Origin of the sequence: Synechococcus sp. N32 (assembly GCF_900473895.1) — a bacterium.
In the GTDB taxonomy this organism is placed as follows: domain Bacteria; phylum Cyanobacteriota; class Cyanobacteriia; order PCC-6307; family Cyanobiaceae; genus Parasynechococcus.
Genome location: NZ_UCND01000011.1, coordinates 271,653 through 285,769 on the forward strand (window position 1 = coordinate 271,653; position 14,117 = coordinate 285,769).

General features: G+C 61.1%; 12 protein-coding genes. 8 read left to right on the forward strand and 4 right to left on the reverse strand.

Annotation, left to right across the window (positions count from 1 at the left end; translation table 11 throughout):
* Window positions 1-3: 3 nt before the first annotated feature.
* On the forward strand, window positions 4-1,461 hold the full coding sequence (gene purF / locus DXY35_RS05005; protein WP_115081384.1) for an amidophosphoribosyltransferase: 1,458 nt from the start codon (window positions 4-6) through the stop codon (window positions 1,459-1,461).
* Window positions 1,462-1,468: 7 nt separating this feature from the next.
* Here the strand turns inward: purF and DXY35_RS05010 are convergent, their stop codons facing one another.
* From DXY35_RS05010 to queG, 3 genes are read right to left on the reverse strand one after another with little or no spacing between them, the layout of a single operon-like run.
* Window positions 1,469-3,937, reverse strand: a complete 2,469-nt coding sequence (locus tag DXY35_RS05010; RefSeq protein WP_115081385.1) for a DNA topoisomerase (ATP-hydrolyzing) subunit A — start codon at window positions 3,935-3,937, stop codon at window positions 1,469-1,471.
* A 45-nt stretch (window positions 3,938-3,982) separates the two neighbouring features.
* On the reverse strand, window positions 3,983-4,846 hold the full coding sequence (locus tag DXY35_RS05015; protein ID WP_244272919.1) for a tetratricopeptide repeat protein: 864 nt from the start codon (window positions 4,844-4,846) through the stop codon (window positions 3,983-3,985).
* Between the two features lie 37 nt (window positions 4,847-4,883).
* A complete protein-coding gene (gene queG, locus DXY35_RS05020; RefSeq protein ID WP_115081387.1) occupies window positions 4,884-5,849 on the reverse strand; it encodes a tRNA epoxyqueuosine(34) reductase QueG in 966 nt (321 codons plus the stop codon).
* 36 nt (window positions 5,850-5,885) lie between these two features.
* Here queG and DXY35_RS05025 point away from each other — a divergent pair, with 36 nt between their 5' ends.
* The 7 genes from DXY35_RS05025 to DXY35_RS05055 all read left to right on the forward strand — a co-directional run bounded on the left by DXY35_RS05025 (window position 5,886) and on the right by DXY35_RS05055 (window position 13,098).
* Entirely contained in the window at window positions 5,886-6,533 is a 648-nt protein-coding gene (locus DXY35_RS05025) for an HpsJ family protein (RefSeq protein ID WP_115081388.1), read from the forward strand.
* 50 nt (window positions 6,534-6,583) lie between these two features.
* Window positions 6,584-7,318: a DUF502 domain-containing protein gene (locus DXY35_RS05030; RefSeq protein ID WP_006849770.1), complete on the forward strand. Its 735-nt coding sequence runs from the start codon at window positions 6,584-6,586 to the stop codon at window positions 7,316-7,318.
* Between the two features lie 3 nt (window positions 7,319-7,321).
* Window positions 7,322-7,957, forward strand: a complete 636-nt coding sequence (gene nusB / locus DXY35_RS05035; protein WP_115081389.1) for a transcription antitermination factor NusB — start codon at window positions 7,322-7,324, stop codon at window positions 7,955-7,957.
* On the forward strand, window positions 7,957-9,495 hold the full coding sequence (gene ftsY, locus DXY35_RS05040) for a signal recognition particle-docking protein FtsY (RefSeq protein ID WP_115081390.1): 1,539 nt from the start codon (window positions 7,957-7,959) through the stop codon (window positions 9,493-9,495). Before nusB ends, ftsY begins: the two co-directional genes overlap by 1 nt.
* Before the next feature lie 35 nt (window positions 9,496-9,530).
* On the forward strand, window positions 9,531-10,943 hold the full coding sequence (locus DXY35_RS05045; RefSeq protein ID WP_115081391.1) for a PP2C family protein-serine/threonine phosphatase: 1,413 nt from the start codon (window positions 9,531-9,533) through the stop codon (window positions 10,941-10,943).
* Between the two features lie 28 nt (window positions 10,944-10,971).
* Window positions 10,972-12,390, forward strand: a complete 1,419-nt coding sequence (argH, locus tag DXY35_RS05050) for an argininosuccinate lyase (protein WP_115081610.1) — start codon at window positions 10,972-10,974, stop codon at window positions 12,388-12,390.
* A 126-nt stretch (window positions 12,391-12,516) separates the two neighbouring features.
* Entirely contained in the window at window positions 12,517-13,098 is a 582-nt protein-coding gene (locus DXY35_RS05055) for an RNA-binding protein (RefSeq protein ID WP_115081392.1), read from the forward strand.
* A 13-nt stretch (window positions 13,099-13,111) separates the two neighbouring features.
* Here the strand turns inward: DXY35_RS05055 and dusA are convergent, their stop codons facing one another.
* On the reverse strand, window positions 13,112-14,107 hold the full coding sequence (dusA, locus tag DXY35_RS05060; protein WP_115081393.1) for a tRNA dihydrouridine(20/20a) synthase DusA: 996 nt from the start codon (window positions 14,105-14,107) through the stop codon (window positions 13,112-13,114).
* Between the last annotated feature and the right edge of the window lie 10 nt (window positions 14,108-14,117).

A 14,117-nucleotide genomic window follows, 5' to 3' on the forward strand; every position in this document is an offset into this window, starting at 1 on the left:
ATCATGTGCGGCATTATCGGAATGTTCTGTGTTGACTCGGTCAACCAACAGATCTACGACAATCTGCTTCTGCTTCAGCACCGCGGTCAGGACTCGGCAGGGATTGTCACGATGGACAATCACACCTTTCACGTGCACAAACAAAGGGGACGTGTGCGTGAAGCCTTTCGCACAAGAGACATGCGAAAGCTGCTGGGCAATGCCGGGATCGGTCACGTTCGTTATGCCACCCGTGGAGCTGCTGCGTCAGAAGAGGAAGTTCAGCCGTTCTATGTGAATGCCCCCTATGGCATCACGTTTGTTCACAACGGCAATCTCACCAACACCCTTCAGCTTGAGCAGGATCTGTTCAAGATTGATCGTCGTCACACCAATTCCACCAGCGATACGGAGATGCTGGTCAATGTGTTGGCCACGGAGATTCAATCTCAACTGACAGGACGTGATTTAACACCGGATCAGTTGTTTGATGCGGTGGCGTCACTCCATCACCGCGTTCAGGGCTCCTACGCGGCGATCGCTTTGATTGCGGGCCACGGAATGCTGGCCTTCCGGGATCCCTACGGAATTCGGCCTTTGATTCTCGGCAGGCGGTTGTCTGACCAGGGTCATGAGGAGTGGATTGTCGCCAGTGAATCCCTGGTGATTGAAAACAGTGGCTACGAGATCGTTCGCGATATTGATCCCGGTGAGGCGGTGTTCATCGACGCTGATTCGAGCTTGCACCAGCGTCAGTGTTCTGAGTCTCCTCGTTTGATTCCCTGTGCTTTTGAGTACGTGTATTTGGCGCGGCCGGATTCCGTTATGAACGGCATATCGGTGTACGAGTCGCGTTTACGGATGGGTGATCGTCTGGCTCAAACCATTGCTGAAACATTGCCGGCTGGTGATATCGATGTTGTGATGCCGATTCCTGATTCAGCCAGACCCTCGGCGATGCAGGTGGCCAAGCAATTGGGTCTTGAGTATCGAGAAGGGTTTTACAAAAACCGCTATGTCGGCCGCACTTTCATCATGCCGGGTCAAGCTGAAAGGAAGAAGTCAGTGCGGCAGAAGCTCAATGCTCTCGGAACTGAATTCGCCGGGAAGAATGTTCTGATTGTCGACGATTCGATTGTTCGTGGAACAACATCCCGCGAGATTGTTCAGATGGCACGCAGCGCTGGTGCCAACAAGGTGACGTTCACGTCGGCTGCTCCACCGGTTCGCTATCCCAATGTTTATGGGATCAACATGCCAACCCGGGCTGAGCTCCTTGCCCACGGCCGAACCAGTGATCAGATTTCAGATATTCTCGGGGCTGATCATGTTGTTTATCAGACCGTAGAGAACCTGCTGGAAAGCATTGTGGAGAACACTGAGATCAAAGATCTCGAGATGTCTTGTTTTGATGGCCATTATGTGACCGGTGGAATCGACGAAGATTATTTCCAGTGGTTGGAGCAAAATTGCCGCTCCTGATCGGGGCTCAGGGATTCGGTTGAATGGCGTTGATCACTTCAATGATGGTCTCTCCCTTCTGAAGAGACGCCTGCTCCGAGGCTTTGTCCCCGGGTTTTGAGATGTTGATGTTGTCCGGATCCAAGCGCCCGTGACGATCCTTACTGGTGCGCACACCAACAAGATCGGGTCCAGTGCTGATGCCCACCAGGCGATCAGATTCCGCATCAATCTGCACCGCCATGCTGCCCAGATCGCCCCGTTGGTTGTAGCGCAGGCCTGAACAGTCGATCCGCACGATCACTCCCTGCCTGGTGATCAGCATCAGTGGCGTCTGTTCCGTGCAGACGGCTCCAACGATCTGTTCCCCGGGGAGCAATCGCATGGTCATGGGTCCTTGCGCCAATCGACCCATCAAGGGAAGTGAATCCTCAGTGACTCGCAGCCGCAGCAGGCGACCGATGTCGCTGATCAGCATCAGTGTTCCCTGATCGCGGCAGATCACTGCACTATTGAGCTCGACTCCCTCTTTCAATTTGAGAACGCTGGTGGCCCGACCGGAAAGGTCCATCACTTCGCTGAGGGGGAGCCGCTTAAAGCGTCCATCGCTGCTGAGCAAGCCCAGACTCAGGTCGTCGATGTTCTGGCTGGGCAGCGACAGCAGCGAAACGATGGGGTCCCCGTCGAGGCCCGTAGGCAGGAATCGGTCAATCGGGCCGGGTTGCTGTCCAGCAAATTCCCAGCGCACCTGGGCGATTCGTCCCCCCGCACTCACCGCCAACAGTCGTGGTGGTGGCTCGATCGGCAGGATCACCCGTGCCGGAGATGGTGCATCACCAATGGGGCAGGAATCATTGAGGTGCAGTCGGCCCAGCACCTGGGGGGTGACGATCTTCACTTGGCCATCGGCCTGGATCAGCACCCGACCGTCTCCCGGGAGTGCAGTCAGGGCCTGCTGACGCAGCAGTTCTGTGTTCGGCCGTTGGCTGGCTGCCCGCTCGGCCATCAGGGCATCACCGCCCTCCACCAGGCGGGTTCGCCGCGGAGTGCTGAAGCGTTTTTTCAACGCCTTGAGCTCTGTCACCATCGCGTCCAGCAGCTGATCCCGGTTGTCCAGGAGCAACTTCAGGCGTTGACGTTCCGCTCGAAGCTCATCCAGCTCCTGGCGCAGGCTTTCCTGTTCGAGTCCGGTCAGACGCCTCAGGGGCATGGCCAACACCGCATCCGCCTGCCGCTCGCTGAGGTCGAGACGCACCATCAGGCTGGCGCGGGCTGAGGCGGCGTCATTCGCCTCCTGAATCATGGCGATCACAGCCTGAAGACTGTTCAGGGCTGTGATCAGTCCTTCCACCACCTCAAGCCGGTCTTCGGTCTTGCGCAGGGCATGGCTGGTGCGTCGGATCAGGGTCAGTTCCCTGAAATCGAGGAAGGTCTGCAGCAGTTGGCGCAGCGACAGTTGCTGGGGTTGTCCATCCACCAGGGCGAGAAGGATGGCTCCGAAGTTGCTCTGCAGTGCTGTTCGCCGTTGCAGATCCTTCAGCACCTTCTCGGGATCTGCATCGCGACGCAGCTCCACCACCACACGCATGCCTTCGCGATCGCTTTCATCGCGGATGTCGGCAATTCCGCCAATTTTTCCGTCGTTGACGGACTCCGCCAGTTTTTCGATCCAGCCGGCCTTGCTGAGCTGGTACGGCAGTTCGGTGACGACCACGGCATTGCGTTTGTGGCGCCCTTTGCCCGGTTGCACCTCTTCGGTGTGGGCCACGCCGCGCATCGGGATGCTCCCGCGTCCATGCAGGTAGGTGTCCCGCAGGCCTGAGCTGATCAGCACTTCACCGCCTGTGGGGAAGTCGGGTCCTGGAATCAGCTCCAGCAGTTTTTCGTCACTCAGCTCCGGTTTCCGGATCAGGGCGATCAGGCCATCCACCACTTCTCCCAGGTTGTGCGGGGGAATGCTGGTGGCCATGCCAACGGCGATGCCGGAGCATCCATTCAGCAGTAGGAAGGGAAGCTGGGCCGGAAGAACGGTGGGTTCCTGTTGGGACCCATCAAAGTTCGGTGCGAAATCAACCGTGTCCTCACCGATCTCCTCCAGCATCGCCTGGTGAGAGATCGGCGCCAGGCGGGTTTCGGTGTACCGCATGGCCGCCGGTGGGTCGTCATCCACCGAGCCGAAATTGCCATGGCCGTCGAGCAGTGGGTGACGGCTCGAGAAGCTCTGAACAAGCCGCACCAAGGCGTCGTAAACGGCCTGATCACCGTGGGGGTGGTATTTGCCTAGGACGTCACCGACAACCCTCGCGCATTTCCGATAAGGGCGGTCTGGGGTGAGCCCCAGTTCCTGCATCGCGTACAGAATCCGCCGTTGGACGGGTTTGAGACCATCGCGGGCATCGGGCAACGCCCGACCCACGATCACGCTCATCGCGTATTCGAGGTAGGAGCGCTGCATCTCCTGATGCAGGGCGATCGGTTGAACGCGCTCCTCAGCCATTCGGTCTGTCGCTCTCCGACCGGAAGGCGCTCAGCCTACAGATGATCACTGGCTTTTCTTCCACGTTGCGTTGGCTTGGGCTCGTTCCACGCTGTTGGTGAGCTGCGGCTCGCTCAGCAATTTTGCCGTCGCTTCACGGATGCGCACACCCCAAAGCTGTTCGGCTTGATGCAGGGGCAGAACGTAGTTGGGGTTCTTGGCCAATGCTGTGGAAGCCAGCTGGATCGCCTCGCTCTGCTCACCCTGTTGGTGCAGCGCTGCGGCCAGGGCCAGCATCGGTTCTGCGTTGGTCTCCAGCTTCAACACCCGGCGCCAACGCCGCACCGCTTCCTGCCGCTGGCCCATCTCAAAAAGCACCAGGGCCTGGTTGTTCAGGGCTTCCCAGAACTCCGGCTTCAGGGCCGTGGCTTGTTCGAACGACTTCAGGGCCAGAGGGAGTTCGCCCTGCATGATCCTGGCGTTGCCGAGGTCGAAATAGGCCGAAGCGTTGTTCGGATCCAATTGGAGTCCGCGGGTAATCAAGGGAACGGCATCGTCCGGTCGCTCTGCCCGCAGGGCGATCGCTGCTTCGGCGAACCACAGGCCGGCTTTTTCAGGATTCAGCTGCTTGGCCCGGGCCAGAGATCGGCTTGCGTCCTTGAGGTCGTTGTTGCGGAGTTGAGCCTCCGCCAGGATCGACCAGAACCGTTCGTCATTGGGGTTGAGCCGCACCGCCAGGGCAGCGAGTCGTGCTGCGTCCTTGGCCTGCCCCAGCTGAAGCAGCTGTGCAGCGGTCCGACCGATGCCGATCGATGAGCCCTTGAGTTCCTCTTCAGTGGGCAGATAGACGTAGGGGATCAGGGCGTTGGCTGCTGGGGCGCCGAACCAACCCCCCAGAACGACCAGTGCAGCCGCCAGCGTTCGACGCAAGCCAATTCGACGCAGCACTGGAGCGAGGGTGGAGTCGTTAAAGCGTAGGTGTGGGATCCGGTTGTGCTGCAGCGGCGTTGCGGCGCCACATCCAGGGTTTGATCCGTCGCAACGCCGATCCCCGCAGGTTTTGGTCCCAGACGCTGTCATCCCAGCTCTGGATCTGCTCCTTCTGCAGATTCAGCAGCCATGGGCGTGGCTGCACCTCGGGATCACTGCTCTGGGGCAAGCTTCGGTGGTTCCAGGGGCAGACGTCCTGGCAGATGTCACACCCCGCCACCCACGGTCCAAGGGCGGCACGAATGTTCTCTGGTAGGTCGTCCTCACGGTTTTCGATCGTGTGAAAGGCCAGGCACCGTCTTGCATCCACCACAAAAGGTTCGCGGATCGCATGCGTGGGGCAGGCATCGATGCAGGCAGTGCAGCGTCCACAGAGGCTGCGCGCTGGTGGGTCGGCGTTCAAGGGCTCCGTTGTCAGCAGATGGCCGATCACCATCCACGAGCCCTGTTCGGGGTGAATCAGGTTGCTGTGCTTGCCGATCCAGCCCAGGCCGGCTTCCTCAGCCCAGGCCTTGTCCAGCAGCGGTGTGGCGTCAACACAGGCGCGCCAACCGCAGTCGGGCCGTTGTTCCGAAAGCCAACGACCGATCCGTCGCAGCCGTTGATCCACAACCCGGTGATAGTCACGCCCCCAGCCGTAGCGGGCGACTTTGAGGGAGCCGGGGGAGGGTTCAGCGTCGACGTAATAGTTGAGGCCAACGGCGAGAAGGCTGTTGGCTCCGTCCAACAGCAGCCTGGGGTCTCGCCGACGGGGGGCGGCCATCCAGGCCATGTTGGCTTGATGACCATGGTCCAACCAGCGCTGCAGAGCTTTGGTGCGCAGCTGCAGCCGAGGACTTCCCGGGATTCTGGCAATGCCAACGGGATTGAACCCTTCCTCAGCGGCGCGGCGCTTCAGAGCCTCGCTTAAACGAGTTTGTTGATCGGTGACATGCCCTTGCATCGACCTTAAGGTTGGGCGCTTATCAGCATCTTCTCTGTGACCGGCACTGAGACAGGACGGCTTGCTCCCTTGCTGCGCTGGCTTGGTTTGACCCTCGTGGTGATCCTCGTCCTGCAGATGCTCGCTGTTCTTGTCGGTGTCGACTGGGGTGCGGATGCTCCACGCCCGCAGGTCACCGGACCGCTGGTGGCCCTTGCTCCTCTGGGATTTGCCGGTTTGTTGATCTGCCTGATCGGATCACGGCTGGATCACCCCCATCAGCAGCGCACTCCTTTGCGTCTGCTGATCGCCGTCCTTTCAGCGCTGTTGGCCCTCGGCATGGTGATTGCCGTGCCCATGTCCCTGGATGGGGGTGCGGGTGACGTGGCCCGTCAGCGCAATCTGGATCAGGGCCGCGAAGCGCTGAAGGATGCTCGAGCCTTCCGAGCTGATGCAGCGCAAGTCACCTCCCTTGGTGAGCAGCTGGCCCAGGCCGGTCAACTCGCTGCCGATGCCACCGAGGACGACAAGCTGCGGGCTGCACAAAAGATGGTGGACGATCAGATCGCCCAGATGGAGGCCCAGCTCAAGACCGTTGAGGCTGGCCAGGCCCGTGAATCCCAGCAGCGGTTCATCGGTGGAACCATCACGGCTGTGGTTCTTGCGATTGCCTTTGCGCTCCTTGCGTTCACGGCAGTGCTCTGACCGCTGGTTAGGTTGGTCAGACTTCACTCAAAGCTGGGCGCAGTAGCTCCTTGGTCCAGTCCAATCCCAGACCTGATCTGCCGCTGTCCGCAAGGCTTCGGCAGGATCTGAAAAACGACCTGATTGCAGGGTTGCTGGTGGTCATCCCACTGGCGACAACGATTTGGCTGTCAACGATCGTCAGTCGCTTTGTTCTGGCGTTCCTGACCTCGATACCAAAGCAGTTCAATCCGTTCATCACCCTGAACCCACTGCTTCAGGATCTGATCAATCTGGCTCTCGGTCTCACGGTGCCTCTGATGGGCATCCTTCTGATCGGCCTGATGGCCCGAAACATCGTGGGTCGCTGGCTGTTGGAGTTCGGTGAAGGCACCTTGAGCCGGATTCCCCTGGCTGGATCGGTTTACAAGACGCTGAAGCAGCTGCTTGAGACCTTTTTCCGCGACAACTCCTCCCGCTTCCGTCGTGTTGTTCTCGTTGAGTACCCACGGGAGGGATTGTTCAGCGTTGGTTTTGTCACCGGGGAGGTGGGGCCTTCCCTTCAATCCGATCTGAAGGAGCCCCTGTTGAGTGTGTTCATTCCCACCGCTCCGAATCCCACCACCGGTTGGTACACCCTTGTTCCAGCTGGATCCGTCCGAGAGCTTGAGATCAGCGTTGAAGAAGCTTTCCGAACGATTATTTCGGCCGGCATCGTCAACCCCGATGATCGTGAAGCTCCTGTGAATCGAAGTTTCTCCAGCCTCATGGCCCAGTTACGGGCTTCTGCATCTCCTTCCAGCTGAGTCATGGCCACACGATCCCTTACACGCGAGCTGGCCTTGCTGGTGCTTGGTCAGGTGCCGGAACAGAAGTCAGCCTCAGTCGCTGACCTGGCCCTTGATTCGATCCTGGACCAGGCCCTCGACACCCTCACCCAGCACTGGCGTGAGTCGCTTGATGCCAGTGCTGCCGAGCTCGATCAAGCACAGCAGTCCCTGCTGGACAGCGAGCTACAGCAGGGCGAACAAGGAACCCATGACACCGTCCGCACCCATCTGCGCGCCTCTTTGAGTTCCGCTGAACAGGTGCTGAATGGTTTGTCAGCCAGCCTTGAGTTGCCTCGGCTGTTGCTGCTTGGCGACCAGGAGCAGATTCGCCGCGGCGCCATGGAGCGGGTTCAGAAGGTGCTCACCCAGCGCGAGGGCATCGACAAACGATTGGATCAGGTGATGGAGGGCTGGAGACTGACCCGGCTTCCGCGGATCGATCGGGACATCCTCCGGTTGGCTGTCGTTGACCTGGAAAGCCTGCGTACTCCCGCTCCGGTCGCGTTTAACGAGGCGGTTGAGCTGGCCAACCGTTACAGCGATGAGCAGGGTCGCCGGATGATCAATGGTGTGTTGCGTCGCTTCCATGACGCTCAATCGAAAGCATCGGCCTGATGGTGTTCAACTGGTTCGAACGACAGGCTGAGGAGTCACCGACGCCGGAGCCGACGCCCACCCCCGCGCCGACGCTGGAACCGATGGCTGGTGGGACTGATGCCCCCGTTTCAGCGGCGCCGGAGCCGACTCCAGCTCCTGCAGCCAGTGAGGAAGAGGATGAGGCTCTGGTTTGGGCCCGTGAGGCCTATGCCCGGCTGAAGGCTCAACAACAGGCCGCGGCCTCTGTCGCCGAAGCGGCCCCCGAGCCCACCCCTGCGCCCAGTCCAGAACCAGCGCCTACACCTTCACCAACCCCAACTCCAGGACCGGCACCGTTACCAACGCCGTCCCCGCTCCCGAGTCAGCCACTAAATCCCACGCCGACTCCAGCACCAGCCCCCGGACTGTCGCTGCTGGAGCAGGCCGCGGCTCAACGCCAGCAGCGTCAGCAGGATCTGGATGAACGGGCTCTCGAGGCTCCCCCTGCTCCCACGCCGGCTCCCACCCCTGCGCCAGCTGTCGACTCAGAAGAGCCGCAGTTGGGTGACTTTGATCAGGATTTCACCTGGTCTGCCGAAGTGCTTGCGGCCCAGGGCCGTCGCGTCGATCAGGTTTCCCTTGAGGAAATCGATTGGTTGGGTCGGCTGCGCCGCGGCCTTGAAAAGACCCGTCAGGGTTTTGTCACCAGCCTTCTGGAGAATCTCGGTGACGATCCGCTGACGCCGGAGGTTCTCGACGATCTCGAAACCCTGTTGCTCCGGGCTGATGCCGGCGTCCAGGCCACCGATCAGGTGCTGGATGCCCTGCGTCAGCGGATGAATGAGGAGGTGGTGGATCCTGCCGAGGGAATTCGCTTCCTCAAGGAACAGCTGCGTGGCCTGTTGGATGCCCCGATTCAGGCCAGTGGTGTTCCTCTTCTGGCGCCTGAACGGGATCGCCTCAACATCTGGCTGATGGTTGGGGTGAATGGAGTTGGTAAGACCACCACGCTTGGAAAACTTGCCAACCTTGCTGTTCGCAGCGGCTACTCAGCTTTGATCGCGGCCGCCGACACCTTCCGGGCTGCAGCTGTCCAGCAGGTTGAGGTCTGGGGAGAGCGCAGTGATGTTCCAGTGGTGTCCAACCCCAGCAGCAACGCCGACCCCGCTGCCGTTGTCTTCGACGCGATTGGTGCCGCTCGCTCGCGCAAGTCTGATTTGTTGTTGGTGGACACCGCCGGACGCTTGCAGACCAAGCACAATCTGATGGAGGAACTCCAAAAAGTCAGAAAGATCATCGACCGTTTGGCGCCGGAGGCGAAGGTTGAATCCCTGCTGGTTCTTGATGCCAGTCAGGGTCAGAACGGGCTTCGCCAGGCCATGGCCTTTGCCCAGGCGGCAGGTCTTACCGGCGTTGTGATCACCAAACTTGATGGCACGGCCCGTGGCGGCGTGGCGCTGGCGGTGTCGTCTGAGGCTGGATTGCCGATTCGTTTTATCGGCGCTGGGGAAGGGATTCGCGATTTGCGCCCCTTCAACAGTTTTGAATTCGTTGAGGCTCTGCTGGCTGGACGCTGAAGCGTTGCTACCTTGCGGACCCTGGGGGTGCGAGGTTGAGCAGCAAGCCGCCCGGACGTCATCCCAGCTCTGCGCAGCGGACCTGGAACCCCTCGCCCGAGGCGATGGCCTCGTTGCGTCAGCTGTTTGACAGCCTCAGCAGCGAACAGCGCCGCAATCAGGATCTGTTGGTCTCCCTGGGGTTTGCTCTCCGCAGCTTCACCAACCTCCAGCGCTTTCTTGAGCTTGTGCCTGTGGTGGCCTCACGTCTGGTGGGTGTTGAGGGGGCCTTGCTTGTTCCGTTTCAGTCGGATGGTCGCCTCTGGCGTGATCAGCTGCAGGGGATTCCAGCTGAGCCGTCCCAGGATCTGCTGCGGCGTTTGGCAGCCTTTGAAACCGGCTCTGCCGTGGGCTTCGGCAGCGACGATCAGCAGCTGCTGGCGCTCGACCGGCTGGTGCAACGCTGCCTTCCCAAAGCGGCTTTGTTTGCCACGTCTCTGACGGCTCGTGGTCGGACGCGGGGCCGCCTTTACGTGTACGCCCGTAACGGCTCGATGGTCTGGACCGAGGTGCACCGTCGGCACGTTCAGTTGGTGGCGGATCTTGCTGGCGTTGCGATCGAAAACGATCAGATGCTGCAGGACGCCCGCCGGCATGAGCGGGTGGATCGACAACTCAGCATCGGTGCAGAGATTCAGGCCCAGTTGTTGCCGGACCGTTGCCCCGTGATCGAGGGTGTTGATCTGGCCGCGCGCTGTCGGCCTGCGTTTCAGGTGGGCGGTGACTACTACGACTTCATCCCCACCCGTCCGGAACTCATCGGTCGACGCCGTGAGCGGGGTCGCTGGGCCCTGGTGATGGGTGATGTCATGGGCAAGGGCGTGCCCGCTGGTTTGCTGATGACGATGTTGCGCGGGATGCTGCGCGCGGAGGTTCTCAGCGGTCTGCCACCGGATCGGATTCTTCACGACCTCAACCAGCTGGCGCAGGAAGACCTGGCGCAGTCGCATCGGTTCGTGACGCTGTTTTATTCCGACCTGGATCCGCGCACGCTGCGGCTGCGTTATGCCAATGCGGCCCACAACCCGCCCCTGCTTTGGCGTGCCGAGCGACGGGTGATCATGCGGCTCGATGCGGCTGGGCTGCTGATCGGTCTCCAACCCGAAGCTGAGTTCGCCCTTGGCGAGATTCGCCTTGAACCGGGAGACGTGTTGCTCTACTACACCGATGGCGTCACCGAAGCACCGGGGATCACGGGCGATCGTTTCGATGAGGCGCGGCTGATTCGTGCCCTTGAAACGGCCTGTCGCAGTGGTCAGGGAGCGCAGGGAATTCTTGAAAGCCTGTTTGAACGCTTGGACCGTTTTGTTGGTCCGGATCGTCAGCTGGAGGACGACGCGTCGCTTGTGGTGCTGAAAGTTCCGGAGGCGGTCACGTTGCCGAGTGTGCAGGGACGGTCAATCGCCTGACAAGCTGAGGAAATCGACGGATGAATTGATGGCTGGTGGGGTGACCGGTGGTGCAGCAGGCACCTGGAGCGATCGTTTTGAGCAGGGTCTGCATCCCTTCATCGAGGCGTTCAACGCCTCCATCGGTTTTGACCTGACCCTTCTTCAGGAGGATCTCGATGGGTCGATCGCCCATGCCCGGATGCTCGCCAGCGTGGGAGTGATCACGGAAGCGGAGGCTGAGCAGCTGGTGGAGGGTCTGGAGACCGTTCGTGCTGAGGCGGCATCCGGCAGTTTCCAGCCCGGCCTGGCAGATGAGGACGTTCATTTCGCCGTGGAACGCCGGCTGATTGCCTTGCTCGGTCCCGTGGGCAAGAAGTTGCACACCGGACGCAGCCGCAACGATCAAGTTGGGACTGACCTCCGCCTCTGGCTGCGGCGACGGCTGGATGGCCTGGATCAGGATCTGCAGCGGTTGCAGGGGGCACTGCTGACCCAGGCGGATCGCCATCGCCGCACCATGATTCCTGGGTACACCCACCTGCAGCGGGCCCAGCCGCTCTGCCTCGCCCATCACCTGCTCGCCTATGTCGAGATGCTGGAGCGCGACCGTGAGCGACTTCAGGATGTGCGGAAACGCGTGAACATCTGCCCGCTTGGCGCTGCCGCCCTGGCGGGTACGCCGGTTCCGATTGATCGCCAGCGCACCGCGAAGGAGCTCGGTTTTTCAGAGGTTTATGCCAACAGCCTCGATGCGGTCAGTGACCGCGATTTCTGCGTTGAGTTCTCCGCTGCCGCCTCCTTGGTGATGGTGCATCTCAGCCGTCTGGCGGAAGAGGTGATCGCCTGGGCGTCCGAGGAATTCGGCTTCGTGCGGCTCAGCGACCGCTGTGCCACGGGCAGCAGCCTGATGCCCCAGAAGAAGAATCCCGATGTGCCTGAGTTGGTTCGGGGCAAAACCGGACGGGTCTTCGGACATCTCCAGGGATTGCTGACCATGATCAAGGGTCTTCCGCTGGCATACAACAAGGATTTTCAGGAAGACAAGGAGGCGCTGTTTGATGCCTTCCGCACAACCCGTGATTGTGTTGAGGCGATGGCGATTTTGTTTGAGGAAGGCCTTGATTTCAGGGTCGAGCGCCTCAATGAAGCGGTGGAGAAGGATTTCTCCAATGCAACGGATGTTGCCGACTATCTGGTGTCTCGCGGTGTTCCATTTCGCGAGGCTTATCAATTGGTCGGTGCTGTCGTCCGGCGCTGTCTGGAGCAGGGATCTCTGTTGCGGGACCTTGATCTGAGTGCCTGGAAGGAACTCCACCCGGCCTTTGAGGCGGATCTGCACGACGCCTTGGCTCCCCGTGCTGTTGTGGCCGCCCGTCGCAGTGAAGGGGGGACAGGATTTGAGCGTGTTGATGAACAGCTTCAGCGCTGGCTACAGCGTTTCAACGGAACTCAGCCGGTGGGATGACTCTCACCCATAACCGGGTCTACGCTTAATCAGCCAGAGGTATGTCACTTCGTTCCGGAGTCATGGCCCGATGGCAATGTTCAAGGCCTCATCGGTCCACTGTTTCGTACCCGGTCCACGCAAAACGTGAGCATTTTTGTCGGCAACCTTCCCTTCCGCGCTGAGCAGGAAGATGTGATCGAGCTGTTTGCCCAGTTCGGTGAAGTGACCAACTGCGCGCTGCCCCTCGAGCGGGATACAGGCCGCAAGCGTGGTTTTGCCTTCATTGAGATGGCCGATGAGTCCACCGAAGAGGCAGCGATTGAGGGGCTGCAGGGTGCCGAACTGATGGGCCGTCCTCTGCGGATCAACAAAGCGGAGCCCCGCGGCAGCGCCCCCCGTCGTGGTGGCGGCGGTGGCTACGGCGGTGGCGGTGGCGGTGGCGGTTATCGCGGTGGCGGTGGCGGTGGCGGTGGCGGTGGTGGCTACGGCGGCGGTGGTGGCGGTTATCGCGGTGGCGGTGGCGGTGGCGGTGGTGGCTACGGCGGCGGCTATGGCGGTGGCGGTGATCGTCCTTCCGGTGCACGGGGCTGGGAAGACCGCAGCTATGGCGCCCGCGATAACGCTGGGGAGGGCAATGCTTACGACGAAGGGCGCAGCCGTCGTCGCCGTGGATCGTCCAGTGGCGGTGGCGATGACTATTCCGGTTACGGCGGAGCTGAGGGCTGACCTCAGCCGTTGATCAGAGCCCTGCGTCCTTGAGTTGCTGCCCGGCATTGAGCAGCACCTCCAGATCGGCCCCGGGGCGCTGGGCTTTCTCCCCCAGCTCCCGGCGCCAGTGCCGTGCACCCCGGACGCCTTCCACGAGTTGCACCAGGTGACGGCAGAGGTCCCAGATTCGTCCTCCTCGCTCCAGATGAGCGGCCGCATGGGGAAGCAGTCCGTTCACAACGTCTGACGCCAGGATCTGGCGTGATTCCTCTCCAAAAATGAGGGCATCGACGCTGGTCCAGCGCAGGGGATGGCTGTAGGCCGCTCGGCCCACCATGGCGCCATCGCACCCTTCCAGTGCCTGAAGGCAGTCTTCAGGGGATTCCAGCCCCCCGTTGAGTTCAATCACCAGGTCGGGGCGGCGTTGTTTCAGCGCCACCACGCGCTCATGCTGCAGCGGAGGAATCGTCCGGTTCTGCTTGGGATCAAGGCCCTCCAGCCAGGCCTTACGGGCATGAACAGCGAAGCGGCTGGCTCCTGCCAGCGCCACCCGATCCACGAAGTTCGTCAGCAGCGCATCGCTGTCGAGATCGTCAATGCCGATCCGATGCTTCACGGTCACGGGGAGTCCCCCTGCGTCCACCATGGCTTCCACGCAGCGGGCAACCAGATCCGGTTCCGCCATCAGGCAGGCTCCGAAATTTCCGGCCTGCACCTTCTGGCTGGGGCAACCCACATTGAGGTTGATCTCGTCGTAGCCCCAGTCCTGCGCCAGTCGTGCCGCTTCGGCCAGCAGGGCTGGGTCGTCCCCCCCCACCTGCAGGGCGATCGGATGCTCCACAGGATCGAAGTCCAGCAGCTTGTTGCGTCGCTTGCTGTGGTGCAGCGCCTGGGCCACCACCATTTCGCTGTAGAGCAGGGCCCTGCGGCTGATCTGCCGCATCAGCACCCGGAAGTGGCGGTCGGTGCAATCCAGCATCGGGGCCACACTGAAGCGGTAGGCAGCGGTGGATCCGGAGGCAGTCATCAATCCATTA

Coding starts and splice junctions, on each gene's coding strand:
- purF (WP_115081384.1), top strand. CDS start 4: ATGTGCGGCATTATCGGAATGTTCTGTGTTGACTCGGTCAACCAACAG.
- DXY35_RS05010 (WP_115081385.1), bottom strand. CDS start 3,937: ATGGCTGAGGAGCGCGTTCAACCGATCGCCCTGCATCAGGAGATGCAG.
- queG (WP_115081387.1), bottom strand. CDS start 5,849: ATGCAAGGGCATGTCACCGATCAACAAACTCGTTTAAGCGAGGCTCTG.
- nusB (WP_115081389.1), top strand. CDS start 7,322: ATGGCCACACGATCCCTTACACGCGAGCTGGCCTTGCTGGTGCTTGGT.
- ftsY (WP_115081390.1), top strand. CDS start 7,957: ATGGTGTTCAACTGGTTCGAACGACAGGCTGAGGAGTCACCGACGCCG.
- argH (WP_115081610.1), top strand. CDS start 10,972: ATGGCTGGTGGGGTGACCGGTGGTGCAGCAGGCACCTGGAGCGATCGT.
- dusA (WP_115081393.1), bottom strand. CDS start 14,107: ATGACTGCCTCCGGATCCACCGCTGCCTACCGCTTCAGTGTGGCCCCG.